Genomic DNA, 13547 nt, shown 5'->3' with positions numbered 1-13547 from the left:
AGCCGCCGCGTCAGCCCTCGACCGCCTGCGCCACCGGCAGCGTGATGCGGAAGGTGGTGCCGGCGCCCGGCGCGCTGCTCACGTCGAAGCGGCCGCCGTGCTTCTTGACGACGATGTCGTAGGAAATCGACAGCCCGAGGCCGGTGCCCTTGCCGACCGGCTTGGTCGTGAAGAAGGGCTCGAAGATGCGCTTCTGCACCGCTTCCGGCATGCCGCAGCCGGTGTCGGCGACCTCGAACCAGACGCAGCCGTCGCCGCTGCCCGAGCGCAGCGTGATGCGGCCCCGTTCCGGGATCGCCTGCACGGCGTTGATCAGGAGGTTCATGAACACCTGGTTGATCTGCGCCGGCACGCATTCGACCGCCGGAATCCCGTCCAGCTCGCGGACCACCTCGGCCTTGTACTTGAGCTCGTTCCAGACCACGTTGAGCGTGCTCTCGAGCGCGGCGTTGAGGTCGGCGGACTGCCATTCGGCCTCGTCGACACGCGAGAAGTTCTTCAGGTCGCGGACGATGCGCGAAACGCGCTGCAGGCCGTCGGCGGATTCGGCGAGCAGCGCCGGGATGTCGTCGCGCAGGAAATCGAGGTCGGCGTCGGCGCGCGCCGCGCGCACCGCGTCGGGCATCTCCGGCACGGCCCGCTCGTAGGCGCCGATCACGTCGAGCAGCCGGCCGACGTAGTCCTTCAGCGTGCCCAGGTTGGAGCTGACGAAGCCGACCGGGTTGTTGATCTCGTGCGCGACGCCGGCAGCGAGCTGGCCGATCGCCGCCAGCTTCTCCGACTGCAGCAGCTGCTGCTGCGTCTGCTCGACCTTGTGCAGCAGCTGCTGCAGTTCGTGGTGCTCGCGCGCGAGCCGGGCGTTGGCGTCGGCCAGTTCGGCGGTGCGCTCGGCGATCGCCTGCTCGAGCTGCTCCTGATGCTGGCGCAGCGCCGCCTCGGCGTCGCGCCGCTCGGTGACGTCCTGCAGCGTTTCGATGGCACCGATCAGCGTGCCGTTCACGTCGCGCAGCGGCGCCGCGGTGAAGTACAGCCAGCGGCCGCCGCCGCCGATGGTCGGGAAGAAGTTCTCGGATTCGTAGGCGCCGTCGATGATCGGCGAGCGGCGGAAGGTGCCGCGGTAGTACTCGGCGACCTGGCTCTCGATGCCGCCGTTTACGATCAGGTCGGCCATCGTCGGCCGCGCCGCCGGGTAGAACGGCGACCACTGGTGGTCGGTGCCGATCATCTCCGCCGCCGGGCGGCCGGTGAACTGCGCGCAGGCGCGGTTCCAGTGCGTGATGCAGTGGTGGGCGTCGATCACGAAGGTCGGTACCGGGTCGCCTTCGATGATCTGCGACAGGTAGCGCTCCATGTCGTGCAGCGCCGACAGCGCCTCGGTGCGCGCGGCGTTCTCCTGCTCCAGCTTGCGGTTCATCCCGAGCAGCGCGTCGTTGCGCGCGGCGACCAGCCGGTACAGCGAGTTCATCGCGTCGAGCAGGCGCAGCGAGGTCGGGTCGCCGCCGCGCGCCTGTTCGTCGCGGAAGGCCTGCGCCGCCGGCGTGCCGCCGCGGATGGCGCGGATCTGGCGCGCCATCGACTGGTCGAGATCGAGGATGTGGTGCGCCAGCCAGGCGGTCAGGAAGCGCAGCAGCTGCTCGGCGTCGTCGGCGCCGACCAGGGTCTTGCGCATCTTCGTCACCTGCTCGGCGAAGTCCTCGTGCACGCGGGTGTGGCCGGCGACGAAGCGCTCGTCGCAGCCGCACTGCCGCATCAGCGCCTCCTCGTGCCGGAAGTGGGCGAGGGCGTATGCCAGCAGCCGGTCGAGCGTTTCCTCGACCTGCGCGCGCGTCGTCGTCGTGCTGAGGTCGCCGAGTACGTCGTTGATGTACCCGGCCAGCGTCCGGTGCTCGCCGTCGACCTGCAGTTCGCCGGTGAGGAAGCGTTCGTCGAGTACGAATGAATCCATGCGCTGCCCTTTTTCCACGCCTTCGTCGTCGCTCATGATACGGCTTCCGCTGGCGGGGGTGTCGCCGCGGCCGGGGCCACCGGCAGCAGCACGCGGAAGGTGGTGCCTTCGCCGGGCTTGCTGTCGACCTCGATCCGGCCGTGGTGGCGCTCGACGATGCTGTACGCCAGCGACAGGCCGAGGCCGGTGCCGGTGCCGACCGGCTTGGTGGTGAAGAACGGGTCGAAGATGCGCTTCAGGTTGTCCTCGCTGATGCCGGTGCCGGTGTCGGCGACCTCGACGCTGACCATGTCGTCGCCGACGCGGCGGGTGCGGATCACCACCTCGCCGCGCGTCTCGATCGCCTGGCTGGCGTTGACCAGCAGGTTCATGAACACCTGGTTGAGCTGCGAGATCAGGCAATAGACCGGCGGCAGCTCGCCGTAGTCCTTGATCACCGTGCACTTGTACTTCAGCTCGTTCCAGACGATGTTCAGCGTCGAATCGATGCCCTGGTGCAGGTCGGCCCACTGCCATTCGTTCTCGCCGACGCGCGAGAAGTTCTTCAGGTCCTGCACGATGCGCTTGACGCGGGCGAGGCCCTCGCGCGACTCGCCGACCAGGTTGAAGATGTCCTCGCGCAGGTAGGCGAAGTCGAGGTCGGCCTTCAGCTTGGCCAGTGCCGCGCGCTGCGCCGCGATCTCCGACGGCGGCTCGCCGATGCGCTCGGCGGCATCGATGATCGCCATCAGGTCGTGCAGGTAGCCGTCGAGCGTGCCCAGGTTGGAATGGACGAAGCCGATCGGGTTGTTCAGTTCGTGCGCGACGCCGGCCGCCAGCTGGCCGATCGAGGCCATCTTCTCCGACTGCAGCAGCAGGTTGTGCGCTTCCTCCAGCTTCCTGTTCAGCGCGCGCTGCGCCTCCAGGTTCTCGGCGAGGGCGCGTTCGTGCGCGGTGCGCGCCAGCCCGCGCCGGGTCTCGACGACGAGCAGCACGAGCAGCGCCGCCGCCCAGGCGAGGCCGAGCGGGAGTGCGTCGGCGTGCCGCACGGCGAGCCAGGCGACGGCGATCGCGAGCAGCGCGCAGGCGGGCAGCAGGCGCCGGAGCAGGGTGGATGCCCTAGGGTGCATGCGGAGCCTCCGCCTGCGCCCGCTCGCGGACCAGGCGGAAGGCCGCACGGATCTGCTCGCGGACCTGGTCGTCGTCCCAGGGCTTGCCGAGGAATTTGTAGATCGCGCCGCGGTTGACGGCGTCGGTCACCGTGTCGAGGTCGCTGTAACCGGTGAGGATGAGGCGGACCGTCTGCGGGTAGAGCTGGCGGACGCGGGCGAAGAATTCGGTGCCCGACATCTCCGGCATGCGCTGGTCGGAGACGACGACGTCGACGCGGTGGCGGGCGAGCAGGTCGAAGGCCTGCTGCGGGTTGCCGGCGGTGAGGATCTGGTAGCCCTCGCGGCGCAGCAGCCGCGACAGCGAGATCAGCACCTGCGGCTCGTCGTCGACCAGCAGCAGCGTCGGCATCGCCTCCTCGTCGGCGGCCAGCGCGAGGCGCCGGTCGCCGGCGAGCAGCCGCCCGAAACGGTCGGCGTCGAGCGGCCGGCTGTACAGGTAGCCCTGCATCGCGTCGCAGTGGCGTGCGCGCAGGAAGCGCGCCTGCGCCTCGGTCTCGACCCCTTCGGCGATCACCGTCAGATTGAGGCTGCGCGCCATGACGATCGCCGCCGTCGCGATCGCCGCGTTGACCGGGTTCTCGACGATGTCGCGGATGAAGCTCTGGTCGATCTTCAGCTTGTCGAACGGGAAGCGGGAAATGTACGACAGCGACGAGTAGCCGGTGCCGAAGTCGTCGAGCGACAGCTTGATCCCGAGCTCCTTCAGCGCGCGGCAGACGGCGACCGCGTTGTCGATGTCGTCGATCACCGCGCCCTCGGTGATTTCCAGCTCGAGCGCCGCCGGCGGCAGGCCGCTGTCGGCGAGCGCCTGGCGCACCAGCGCGACCAGATCGGCGTGGTGGAACTGGCGCGGCGACAGGTTGACGCTGACGCGCAGTGCCGTCTGGCCGAGGTCGAGCCAGCGGCGGGTCTGGCTGCAGGCGGTGCGCAGCACCCATTCGCCGATCGCGGCGATCAGCCCGGCTTCCTCGGCGACCGGGATGAACTCGGCCGGCGCGACCTCGCCGAACTCCGGGCTGTGCCAGCGCAGCAGCGCCTCCATGCCGAGCAGGTTGCCGCTGTCGAGGCTGACCTGCGGCTGGTAGGCGACGCTCAGTTCGTTGCGCGCGATCGCCGTGCGCAGCCCGCTTTCCAGCGCCGCCTGCCGCTTCGCCTCGGCCTCCATCTGCGGCGAGAAGAAGCGGGCGGTGCCGCGGCCGGCCTGGCGCGCGCGGGCGAGCGCGATGTCGGCGCCACGCGCCAGCGCCTCGGCGTTGCTGCCGTCGCGCGGGTAGAGGCTGCAGCCGATCGCCGCGCTGAGCGTGACGCGCTGCCCGGCAAGCTCGAACGGCGCGGCGATCGCCTCCTGGATGCGGGCGACCAGCGGCAGCAGGTCGCGTTCGTGGGCGATGTGGGCCATGACGAAGGCGAACTCGTCGCCCGACTTGCGGCCGAGCGTGTCGCCGTCGCGCATCTGCAGCGTCAGCCGGCGCGCCAGCTCGACCAGGATGCGGTCGCCGGCGTGCGCGCCCAGCGTTTCGTTGACCGCGTGGAAGTGGTCGATGTCGAGGGCGATGAAGGCCACCGTGCGCCGGAAGCGCTGCGCGGTCAGCACCGCCTGCGCCAGCCGGTCGATCAGCAGGTTGCGGTTGGGCAGTTCGGTCAGCGGGTCGTGGCTCGACAGGTACTGGATGCGCAGGTCGGCGGCGCGGCGGCCGGCGAGGTCGCTGTAGATGCCGATGTAGTTGGTGGTGCGGCCGCTGGCGTCGCGGACGGTGGACACGCTCAGCCATTCGGTGACCAGCTCGCCGTCCTTGCGGCGGTTGGTGATTTCCCCTTGCCAGTTGCCGGTGTCGGCGATCTGCTGCCACATCGTGCGGTAGAAGCCGGCGTCGTGCCGGCCGGAATGCAGCAGCTGCATGCGTTGCCCGACGAGCTCGCCGACGTCGTAGCCGGTGGCGCGGCAGAACGCCTGGTTGACGAGCAGGATGGTGCCGCCGGCGTCGGTGATGCTGATCCCGTTGTCGATGCCGGCAAGGACCGCCGCCGAGAGCATGCGCTCGGTCTCCGCCGCCTTGTGCACGCTGATGTCGGCGATCGTGCCCATGGTCAGCCGCGGCCGTCCGTCGTCGTCGCGGGCGACGACGTGGCCGCGCGTCTCGGTCCACAGCCAGCTGCCGTCGCCGCGGCGCATGCGGTACTCCGGCACGTGGATCGGCTGCCCCGCGCGCAGCGCCGGCGCGAGGACGGCCTCGACCTGCGGCCGGTCCTCCGGGTGGATCAGGTCGAGATAGTCGTCGAGGCTGGCCGGCCCGGCCCGGTAGCCGAGCATCGCGCACAGCGCCGGCGACCACTGGCTGCGGCCGCTGTCGTGGGCGTACTCCCAGACGCCGAGGCCGGACGCGTCGAGCGCCAGCTGCAGGCGGGCTTCCAGCTTCATGTTCTCGGCCAGGCGGCGGGCGACCTCCTGTTCCAGCCATTCGCGCTGGCCGGTCAGCAGCCGGCGGGCGCGCGCCAGGTCGAGCTGGCCGCGGACGCGGGCGAGCAGCGTGGCGGCGTGGATCGGCTTGGCGATGAAGTCGGCGGCGCCGGCACGCAGCCCGCGGGCCTCCTCGTCGACGTCGTGGCGGGCGGTGACGAAGATCACCGGGATGTCGCGCGTCGCCGGGTCCTGGCGCAGCTCGGCGAGGACCGCGTAGCCGTCCAGCTCCGGCATCATGATGTCGAGCAGGATCAGGTCGGGACGGGGGGCGCCGCGCGCCGCCGCGAGCGCTTCGGCGCCGGTGGCAGCGGTGCTCGTCTCGCCGCCGAGCGGGCGCAGCATGCCGGCGATCAGCACCAGGTCGGCCGCCGTATCGTCGACGACCAGGATCCGCGGCGGAGCCCGCCCGTCACCGTCGATCATCCCCGTCTTCCCCTTGTTTACACGCTTTACGCCAGTGTAATGGTTCTCGCCGGAGCGGGGAACCGCGGCGCCGCAGCCGGGCGGCGCCGCCCTGCCTTTTCCGCGATGCGGAATGAGCTTTCGCCGACCGGCGGCATTTTGCCTTTGCGGTAGAATACGCGCCGACCCAAACAAGCAGGCCCTCCATGAAAATCAGTTTCCTCGATTTCGAGCAGCCGATCGCCGAACTCGAAACCAAGATCGAAGAGCTGCGCTTCGTCCAGGACGACTCGGCGGTCGACATCTCGGAAGAGATCGCCCGCCTCGCCAAGAAGAGCGAGCAGCTGACCCGGGACATCTACGCCAAGCTGACGCCGTGGCAGGTCGCGCAGGTGGCGCGCCACGCGCAGCGACCCTATACCCTCGACTACATCGAGCGCATCTTCACCGATTTCCGCGAGCTGCACGGCGACCGCGCCTTCGCCGACGACCATGCGATCGTCGGCGGCATCGCCCGCTTCAACGGCCAGCCGGTGATCGTCATCGGCCACCAGAAGGGCCGCGACACCAAGGAAAAGATCTTCCGCAACTTCGGCATGCCGCGCCCCGAGGGCTACCGCAAGGCGCTGCGGCTGATGAAGCTGGCCGAGAAGTTCGGCCTGCCGGTGATGACCTTCGTCGACACGCCGGGCGCCTATCCCGGCATCGACGCCGAGGAGCGCGGCCAGTCCGAGGCGATCGGCCGCAACCTGTACGTGATGGCCGAGCTGAAGGTGCCGGTGATCGTCACCATCATCGGCGAAGGCGGCTCCGGCGGCGCGCTGGCGATCGCCGTCGGCGACGTCGTGCAGATGCTTCAGTACTCGACCTACTCGGTGATCTCGCCGGAAGGCTGCGCGTCGATCCTGTGGAAGAGCGCCGAGCGCGCCGCCGACGCCGCCGAGACGATGGGCATCACCGCGCCGCGGCTGAAGACGCTGGGGCTGATCGACAAGATCGTGAACGAGCCCTGCGGCGGCGCCCACCGCGACCACGCGGCGATGGCGCAGAACCTGAAGAAGGCGCTGCAGGACGCGCTGAAGCAGACCGCCGGCCTCTCCGCCGACGAGCTGCTGGCCGCCCGCTTCGAGCGGCTGATGGCCTATGGCCGCTTCAAGGAACAGCCCGCCCACTGACTTGCCGGAACGGGTCGCGGCTTTCTTCGCGCCGCGGCTCCCGCAGGGCCGGCGCGTCTGCGTCGCCCTCTCCGGCGGGCGCGACTCGGTCGCGCTGCTGCAGGCGCTGGCCGAGGTCCGCGCCGCGCTGCCGCTGCAGCTGTCCGCTCTGCACGTCCACCACGGCCTGTCGGCCAATGCCGACGCCTGGGCCGACGGCTGCGCCGAGCGCTGCCGTTCCCTCGACCTTCCCTTGCAGGTCGTCCGCGTCCGCGTCGATGACGAACGCGGCGAGGGCCTGGAAGCCGCCGCCCGGCGCGCGCGCTACGCCGCCTTCGCCGGCTGCGACGCCGACTGGCTGGCGCTCGCGCACCACCGCGACGACCAGGCGGAGACGCTGCTGCTCAACCTGCTGCGCGGTGCCGGTGCGCACGGCCTGGCGGCGATGCCGGAAGAGCGCCTGCTCGCTGCCGGCGCTTCGCTGCGTCTGGTGCGGCCGCTGCTGGCGACGGCGCGCGGCGAGATCGAGGCCTGGCTGCAGGCGCGCGGGCTTACCTGGATCGACGACGAAAGCAACGCCGACAGCCGGCTGCGCCGCAATTTCCTGAGAAACGACATCCTGCCGCGGCTGGCCGGCATCTTCCCCGACCCGGCGGCGGCGCTCGCGCGCAGCGCCGCGCACCTTGCCGAGAACGTCGCGCTGGCGGACGCGCTGGCGGCAATCGACGCGGCGGCCGTCGTCGACGGCGAACGGCTGCGGCTGGCGGCGTTCAATGCACTGCCGGCGGCGCGGCGCGGCAACCTGCTGCGGCACCACCTGCGCCACCACGGCTGGCGCATGCCGGACGCCCGCTACCTCGGCGAGATCCTGCGCCAGCTGGCGGCGGCGGAGGCCGGCGCGGCGCCCGCCTTTCCGCTCGACGACGGTGCGCTGCGCGTCTTCCGCGGGCAGCTGTTCCTCTGTCCGCCGGAAACGCCGGCGGCGGCGCTGCCCTGGCACGGCGAGGCGGAGTTGCCGTGGGCCGGCGGCGTGCTGCGCTTTCGTGCCGGCGACGGCATCGGCGTACGCCTTACGGCGCTGGCCGGCACGGCGTGCGCGATCCGCGTGCGGCGGGGCGGCGAGCACCTGCAGCCCGACCCGCGGCGGCCGCGGCGGCCGCTGAAGAAACTGCTGCAGGAGTCGGCGCTGCCGCCGTGGCAGCGCGGGCGGCTGCCGCTGCTGTGGTGCGGCGACGCGCTGGTGTGGGTCGCCGGCCTCGGCGTCGACGCGCGCTACGCGGCGGCGGCGGGCGAAGCCGGCGTGCTGCCTATCTGGGAAACTGCGGCGGGCGGCTGAGCAGGCCGCCGGATTCGCGGTAGAGCTTGGCGAAGGCCTCCGCGGCGAGCGGCCGCGAGTAGAGGAAGCCCTGCACCTCGCGGCAGCCCTCGGCGAGCAGGAAGCGCGTCTGCTCGGCGGTTTCGGCGCCCTCGGCGAGGATCTTCAGGCGCAGGCTGCGCGCCATCTGCGTCACCGCGCGCACGATCGCCGCGTCGTCGGGGTCGCTGCCGATGTCGCGGATGAACGAACGGTCGATCTTCAGCCGGTCGACGTCGAGCCGCTTCAGGTAGGAGAGGCTCGAGTAGCCGGTGCCGAAGTCGTCGATGGCGACGGTGATGCCGTGCGCCTTCAGCCGGCGCACCTGGCCGAGCACGCGCTCGATGTCCTGGATCAGGATCGACTCGGTGAATTCGAGTTCGAGCATCGCCGGGTCGTGGCCGGTGTCGGCGAGGATGCGCAGCACGCGCTCGACGAAGTCGCCGTGCTTCAGCTGCAGCGCCGAGATGTTCACCGCCACCGGAATCGCGTCCAGTCCTTCGTCGCGCCACGCCTTCGCCTGGCGGCAGGCTTCGCGCAGCACCCAGTCGCCGATGGCGACGATCGCGCCGTTCTCCTCGGCCATCGGGATGAAGCGGTCGGGCGGAACCATGCCGAGGTCCGGGTTGCGCCAGCGCACCAGCGCCTCGGCGCCGATGATGCGGCCGGTGTCGAGCGCCACCTGCGGCTGGTAGTGCAGCACGAACTCGTTCCTGGCGATCGCCTGCTGCAGGTGGTTCTGGATCAGCAGGCGCTCGAGCGCGTGCGCGTTCATCTGCTCGGTGAAGAAACGGTAGGTGTTCCGCCCGGCGTCCTTGGCGTGGTACATCGCGATGTCGGCCTTCTTCAGGAGCGTCTCGAAGTCGCGGCCGTCGTCCGGGAACAGCGTGATGCCGACCGAGATCGAGGTCGACAGCGTGCGGCCGTCGAGGACGAACGGGCGCTGCGCGAGATCAAGGATCTTGCCGGCGATCTCGGCGGCGGTGTTGGCGTCGGCGAGGTCGCCGACGAGGACGACGAATTCGTCGCCGCCGAGGCGGCTGATGGTGTCGGTCTCGCGCACCGCGGCCTTCAGGCGGCGGGTCAGCTCCTGCAGCAGCGCGTCGCCGACCGGGTGGCCGAGCGAGTCGTTGATCGTCTTGAAGCGGTCGAGGTCGAGGAAGAGCAGGGCGACCTGGCTACCGGCGCGTTCGGCGTACGCCAGCGCCTGCTCCATCCGGTCGGCGAGCGTGGTCCGGTTGGGCAGGCCGGTCAGCGGGTCGTGGCGGGCGAGGTACTCGATCCGCTCCTGGGCCGCCTTGCGCTCGCTGATGTCGGAAAAGACCGCGACGTAGTGCGTCAGCCGGTCGTGGTCGTCGCGCACTGCCGAGATGCCCAGCCATTTCGGGTACACCTCGCCGCTCTTCCTGCGGTCCCAGATCTCGCCCTGCCAGTGGCCGCCGGCGTTGAGGCGGTGCCACATGTCGGCGAAGAAGGCGGCGTCGTGGCGGCCGGAGCCGAGCATCGACGGGTTCTGTCCGATCACCTCGCCCGGCGCGTAGCCGGTGATGTGCGTGAACGCCTGGTTGACCGAGATGATGCGGTTGTCGGTGTCGGTGATCATCACCGCCTCGCCGCTGTTCTCGAACACCGTCGCCCACAGGCGGATGGTCTCCTCGCTCTGCTTGCGCGCGCTGATGTCCTCCTGGATGCTCAGGTAGTGGCTGACGGCGCCGCGCTCGTCGACGATCGGCACGATGTGCACGCTGTCCCAGTAGAGCCGGCCGTCCTTGCGCCGGTTGCACAGTTCGCCGCGCCAGTCCTCGCCGCGGCGGATCGTCTGCCACAGGTCGACGTAGGTTTCCGGCGGCGTCAGCCCGGATTTCTGCAGGCCGACCTTGCTGCCGATCACTTCCTCGGGACGGTAGCCGGTGACCTCGCTGTAGCGCGCATTGACGTATTCGACGCGGCCCTCGGTGTCGGTGATGATGATCGCCACCGGGCTCTGCTCCACGGCACGGCTCAGCTTGCGGCGGATGTCGTCGGCCTGCACGAGCTCGGTGCAGTCGCGGGAGACCAGCGCGAAGCCGGCGAGCTGCAGCGGCGCGGCGTACAGCGGCAGCATGCAGGAGTCGAGGTGGACGGTGCCGGCCGCGGTTTCGATCTTCTGCCGGAAGCGGTAGCTGCCGTCGGCGATCGCTTTCTCCGCGGCGGCCAGGTAGCGCCGCGGGTCGACGCCCAGTTCGGCGTGGATCTCCGCCAGCAGCCGGCCGGCGAGCGGGCCGGCGAGGGGTTCGAGCAGGCGGCGGGCGAGGGGGTTGCAGTGGCGGATGCGGCCGTCGCGGTCGACGGCGATGATCGCCTGGCCCAGTTCGGCGGTGAGCAGGGCCTGCAGCAGCGCGCCGTCCTCGGTGGCGAGCGCGGCGGGCTGGGCGGGGGCCTGCGTCATCGTCCTGCCTCAGCGTCGGCCGGTCATCAGCTGCGACAGTTCGACGGCGGTGCGCACCCCCATCTTTTCGAACAGGTTGGCGCGATGCACCTCGACCGTGCGCATGCTGATCTGCAGCTCGTCGGCGATGACCTTGTTGAACTTGCCGGCGAGGATCAGTTCCATGATCTGGCGCTCGCGCGCGGTCAGCTTCTCGAGCCGGCTGTTGATCGACTCGCTGCTCGCCGCCGAGGCGCGGTTGCTGGCGTCCTGCTGCAGGGCCTCCAGCACGCGGTTGGCCAGTTCGTTGTCGTTGCAGGGTTTCTCGACGAAATCGAAGGCGCCCTTCTTCAGCGCCGAGACGGCCATCGGCACGTCGCCGTGGCCGGTCATGAAGATCACCGGCAGGCGGCTGTCGAGCTCGAGCAGCCGGTCGAACAGCTGCAGCCCGCTCATGCCGCGCATGCGGATGTCGAGCAGCAGGCAGCCGGCGAGCTGCGGCGTCCATGCGGCGAGGAAGTCCTCGGCCGAGGCGAAGCCGCGGCAGGCGAGGCCGCGCGATTGCAGCAGCCAGCCCAGCGCATCGCGGATCGCGTCGTCGTCGTCGACAAGATAGACCTGGTTGCTCATCGCGGCCTCAGGGGGCAAAGGGCAGGGTGAAGGCGAAGATGCTGCCGCCGGCCGGGTTGGCTTCGACCCACAGGCGGCCCTTGTGGAATTCTATGATGGAACGGCAGATGTTGAGGCCCATTCCCATCCCGTCCGGCTTGGTCGAGAAGAACGGCGTGAACAGCCGCTCGCGAACCGCGTCGGCGATGCCGCTGCCGTTGTCGATGACGCGCACCTCGACCTCGCGCTCGTTCTGCGTCACGCGCACGACCAGCCGGCGCAGCTCCGGCGGCGTGTCGCCCATCGCCTCGATCGCGTTGCGCATCAGGTTCAGCAGCACCTGCTCGACCATCACCTGGTCGGCCAGGAGCGGCGGCCGCCAGCCGGGCAGCTCGCGCGCGATGCGGACGTGCCGCTTCTGCGCCAGGTGCTCGATGAAGCCGATCGCGTCGTCGACGAGCTCGGCGAGGTCGCATTCGGCGAGCACCGGCTCGCGCTTCCGGACGAAGTCGTGCACGCGGCGGATGATGCGGCCGGCACGCTGCGCCTGCACGCCCAGCTTCTCGAGCACGGCGCGCAGCTCCTCGGGAGTGTAGTTGCCGGATTCGAGCCGGTTCAGGCAGCCGGCGTTGTAGCTGGAGATCGCCCCCAGCGGCTGGTTCAGCTCGTGCGCCAGCGTGGACGCCATTTCGCCCATCGTCACCAGGCGCGAGGTGGCCTGCAGCTTCTCCTCCTGCTGCCGGGCCAGTTCCTCGGCGCGCTTCTTCTCGGTGATGTCGAGCACCGAGCCCATCCAGCCGGTGTGGCGGCCGTCGGCATCGATCAGCGGCGCCTCGTAGACGAGGGCGTCGAAGTAGCGGCCGTCCTTGCGCCGGCCGTGGATCTCGAAGCCCTCGGAAGGGGCGAGGCCGTCGAGCACCTTCTCGTGCATCTCGCGCGTGCGCTCGAGCTGTTCCGGATCCCAGTAGGGGTAGGGGGGGAGCGCGCCGATCAGCTCGTCGGCGGCAAATCCGGTCAGCTCGCAGAAGGCCGGGTTCACGTAGGTGATGCGCCCCTCGCGGTCGCGGGCGCGCATGCCGACCGTCAGCGAATCCTCCATCGCCTTGCGGAAGGCGTGCTCCGAGCGCAGCGCCTGCTCCGCCGCGAGACGGTGCCGCATCAGCCCGCGGATCGCCCACAGGCTCCAGAACACGGCGCCGGCGAGGAAGATGATCAGCGTCATGATCAGGTTCTGCGCGGTGCTGGTCACCACCCGGTTGGCCGTCGCCTGCAGCGTCAGCCCGTAGCCGGGCGGGTCGAGCGCGACCTGGTGCGTGAGCGCCGCCGGCCCGGGGTCGAGCTTGGATTTCGCGGTGAGCACCTTGCCGTCGTCGTCGAGCACCTGCAGCCGGTACTTCTCGACGAACCACCACGGCACCATCTGGCCGACCAGGCTGTGCAGCGAATGGGTCGCGACGAACATGCCGGCCAGCTGGTCGCCGCGGTAGAGCGGCACGTAGAGCTCGAAGAAGGCCTCGTCCTGGCTGAGGTAGGTGCGCGAGAAGATCGGCTTGCCGAGCTTGCGCGCCAGCTCGAAGCTGTCCTCGCCGCGGCCGCGCTCGCTGCCCGCGCCCCGGCGCGGCGAGATGTGGCTGGGCAGCGCCTCGCGGGTGACGCCGTCGTTGTCCAGCCAGGCGACCTGGACCAGTTCCGGGTTGGTCCGGATCAGGTGGCGGACGCGGGTGTCGAAGAGCTTGTCCGAGGCGTCGGCGTGGCCCAGGTCGAGCGCCAGCTGCTGCAGCTGCACCGTGTTGTTCTCGAGGTGGAAGCGGAAGCTCTGTTCCAGCCAGAGCACGTCGGCGATCAGCGTCGCCCGCTGCTCTTCCTTCTCGTTGTCCTGCAGCAGCCAGAGCAGCGCGACGAGCAGGATGACCAGCAGCCCGACCGCCAGCTTGGGCATCGTCAGGTACCAGCTCGACCAGGCGGGGGCCGTACCGGGCGCGCGGGTGTTCGATCCGGCGGAATTCATGGTGGGCATCTTACTCCTCGCGTTCGCGCGCCGGCGGATTGTGGATATCCACAATT

Annotated in this window: 8 protein-coding genes; 2 read left to right on the top strand and 6 right to left on the bottom strand. The window is 70.3% G+C overall.

What is annotated here, in order from left to right:
* Positions 1 to 10: 10 nt before the first annotated feature.
* From IWH25_RS14870 to IWH25_RS14860, 3 genes are read right to left on the bottom strand one after another with little or no spacing between them, the layout of a single operon-like run.
* The gene (locus IWH25_RS14870; RefSeq protein ID WP_238998917.1) at positions 11 to 1981 is read right to left on the bottom strand and encodes an ATP-binding protein; all 1971 of its coding nucleotides are present in this window, start codon (positions 1979 to 1981) and stop codon (positions 11 to 13) included.
* A complete protein-coding gene (locus tag IWH25_RS14865) occupies positions 1978 to 3054 on the bottom strand; it encodes an ATP-binding protein (RefSeq protein WP_203386545.1) in 1077 nt (358 codons plus the stop codon). Before IWH25_RS14865 ends, IWH25_RS14870 begins: the two co-directional genes overlap by 4 nt.
* Positions 3044 to 5980: an EAL domain-containing protein gene (locus IWH25_RS14860; RefSeq protein WP_203386544.1), complete on the bottom strand. Its 2937-nt coding sequence runs from the start codon at positions 5978 to 5980 to the stop codon at positions 3044 to 3046. Before IWH25_RS14860 ends, IWH25_RS14865 begins: the two co-directional genes overlap by 11 nt.
* 185 nt (positions 5981 to 6165) lie before the next feature.
* Here IWH25_RS14860 and IWH25_RS14855 point away from each other — a divergent pair, with 185 nt between their 5' ends.
* Positions 6166 to 7134 (top strand): acetyl-CoA carboxylase carboxyltransferase subunit alpha, encoded by a 969-nt coding sequence (locus tag IWH25_RS14855; RefSeq protein WP_203386543.1) that lies wholly within the window; start codon positions 6166 to 6168, stop codon positions 7132 to 7134.
* Position 7135: 1 nt separating this feature from the next.
* On the top strand, positions 7136 to 8449 hold the full coding sequence (gene tilS, locus IWH25_RS14850) for a tRNA lysidine(34) synthetase TilS (protein ID WP_203386542.1): 1314 nt from the start codon (positions 7136 to 7138) through the stop codon (positions 8447 to 8449).
* Here the strand turns inward: tilS and IWH25_RS14845 are convergent.
* The 3 genes from IWH25_RS14845 to IWH25_RS14835 are packed head-to-tail and all read right to left on the bottom strand — an operon-like array spanning position 8421 to position 13491.
* Positions 8421 to 10895 (bottom strand): EAL domain-containing protein, encoded by a 2475-nt coding sequence (locus tag IWH25_RS14845; protein ID WP_203386541.1) that lies wholly within the window; start codon positions 10893 to 10895, stop codon positions 8421 to 8423. The two genes, tilS and IWH25_RS14845, sit on opposite strands and share 29 nt — an antisense overlap.
* A 9-nt stretch (positions 10896 to 10904) precedes the next feature.
* Positions 10905 to 11504 carry a response regulator transcription factor gene (locus IWH25_RS14840; protein WP_203386540.1) on the bottom strand — a complete coding sequence of 200 codons (600 nt, stop codon included), beginning with the start codon at positions 11502 to 11504 and terminating at the stop codon, positions 10905 to 10907.
* Positions 11505 to 11511: 7 nt separating this feature from the next.
* The gene (locus IWH25_RS14835) at positions 11512 to 13491 is read right to left on the bottom strand and encodes a sensor histidine kinase (RefSeq protein ID WP_203386539.1); all 1980 of its coding nucleotides are present in this window, start codon (positions 13489 to 13491) and stop codon (positions 11512 to 11514) included.
* Positions 13492 to 13547: the final 56 nt, after the last annotated feature.

The organism is Azospira restricta (genome assembly GCF_016858125.1).
Classification (GTDB): domain Bacteria; phylum Pseudomonadota; class Gammaproteobacteria; order Burkholderiales; family Rhodocyclaceae; genus Proximibacter; species Proximibacter restrictus.
This window is presented reverse-complemented; position numbering and strand designations above follow the sequence as displayed.

Bases quoted from the DNA above. Each gene is read 5' to 3' on its own strand.
- IWH25_RS14870 (WP_238998917.1), bottom strand. From the start codon at position 1,981: ATGAGCGACGACGAAGGCGTGGAAAAAGGGCAGCGCATGGATTCATTC.
- IWH25_RS14860 (WP_203386544.1), bottom strand. From the start codon at position 5,980: ATGATCGACGGTGACGGGCGGGCTCCGCCGCGGATCCTGGTCGTCGAC.
- IWH25_RS14835 (WP_203386539.1), bottom strand. From the start codon at position 13,491: ATGAATTCCGCCGGATCGAACACCCGCGCGCCCGGTACGGCCCCCGCC.
- IWH25_RS14845 (WP_203386541.1), bottom strand. From the start codon at position 10,895: ATGACGCAGGCCCCCGCCCAGCCCGCCGCGCTCGCCACCGAGGACGGC.
- IWH25_RS14840 (WP_203386540.1), bottom strand. From the start codon at position 11,504: ATGAGCAACCAGGTCTATCTTGTCGACGACGACGACGCGATCCGCGAT.
- IWH25_RS14865 (WP_203386545.1), bottom strand. From the start codon at position 3,054: ATGCACCCTAGGGCATCCACCCTGCTCCGGCGCCTGCTGCCCGCCTGC.
- IWH25_RS14855 (WP_203386543.1), top strand. From the start codon at position 6,166: ATGAAAATCAGTTTCCTCGATTTCGAGCAGCCGATCGCCGAACTCGAA.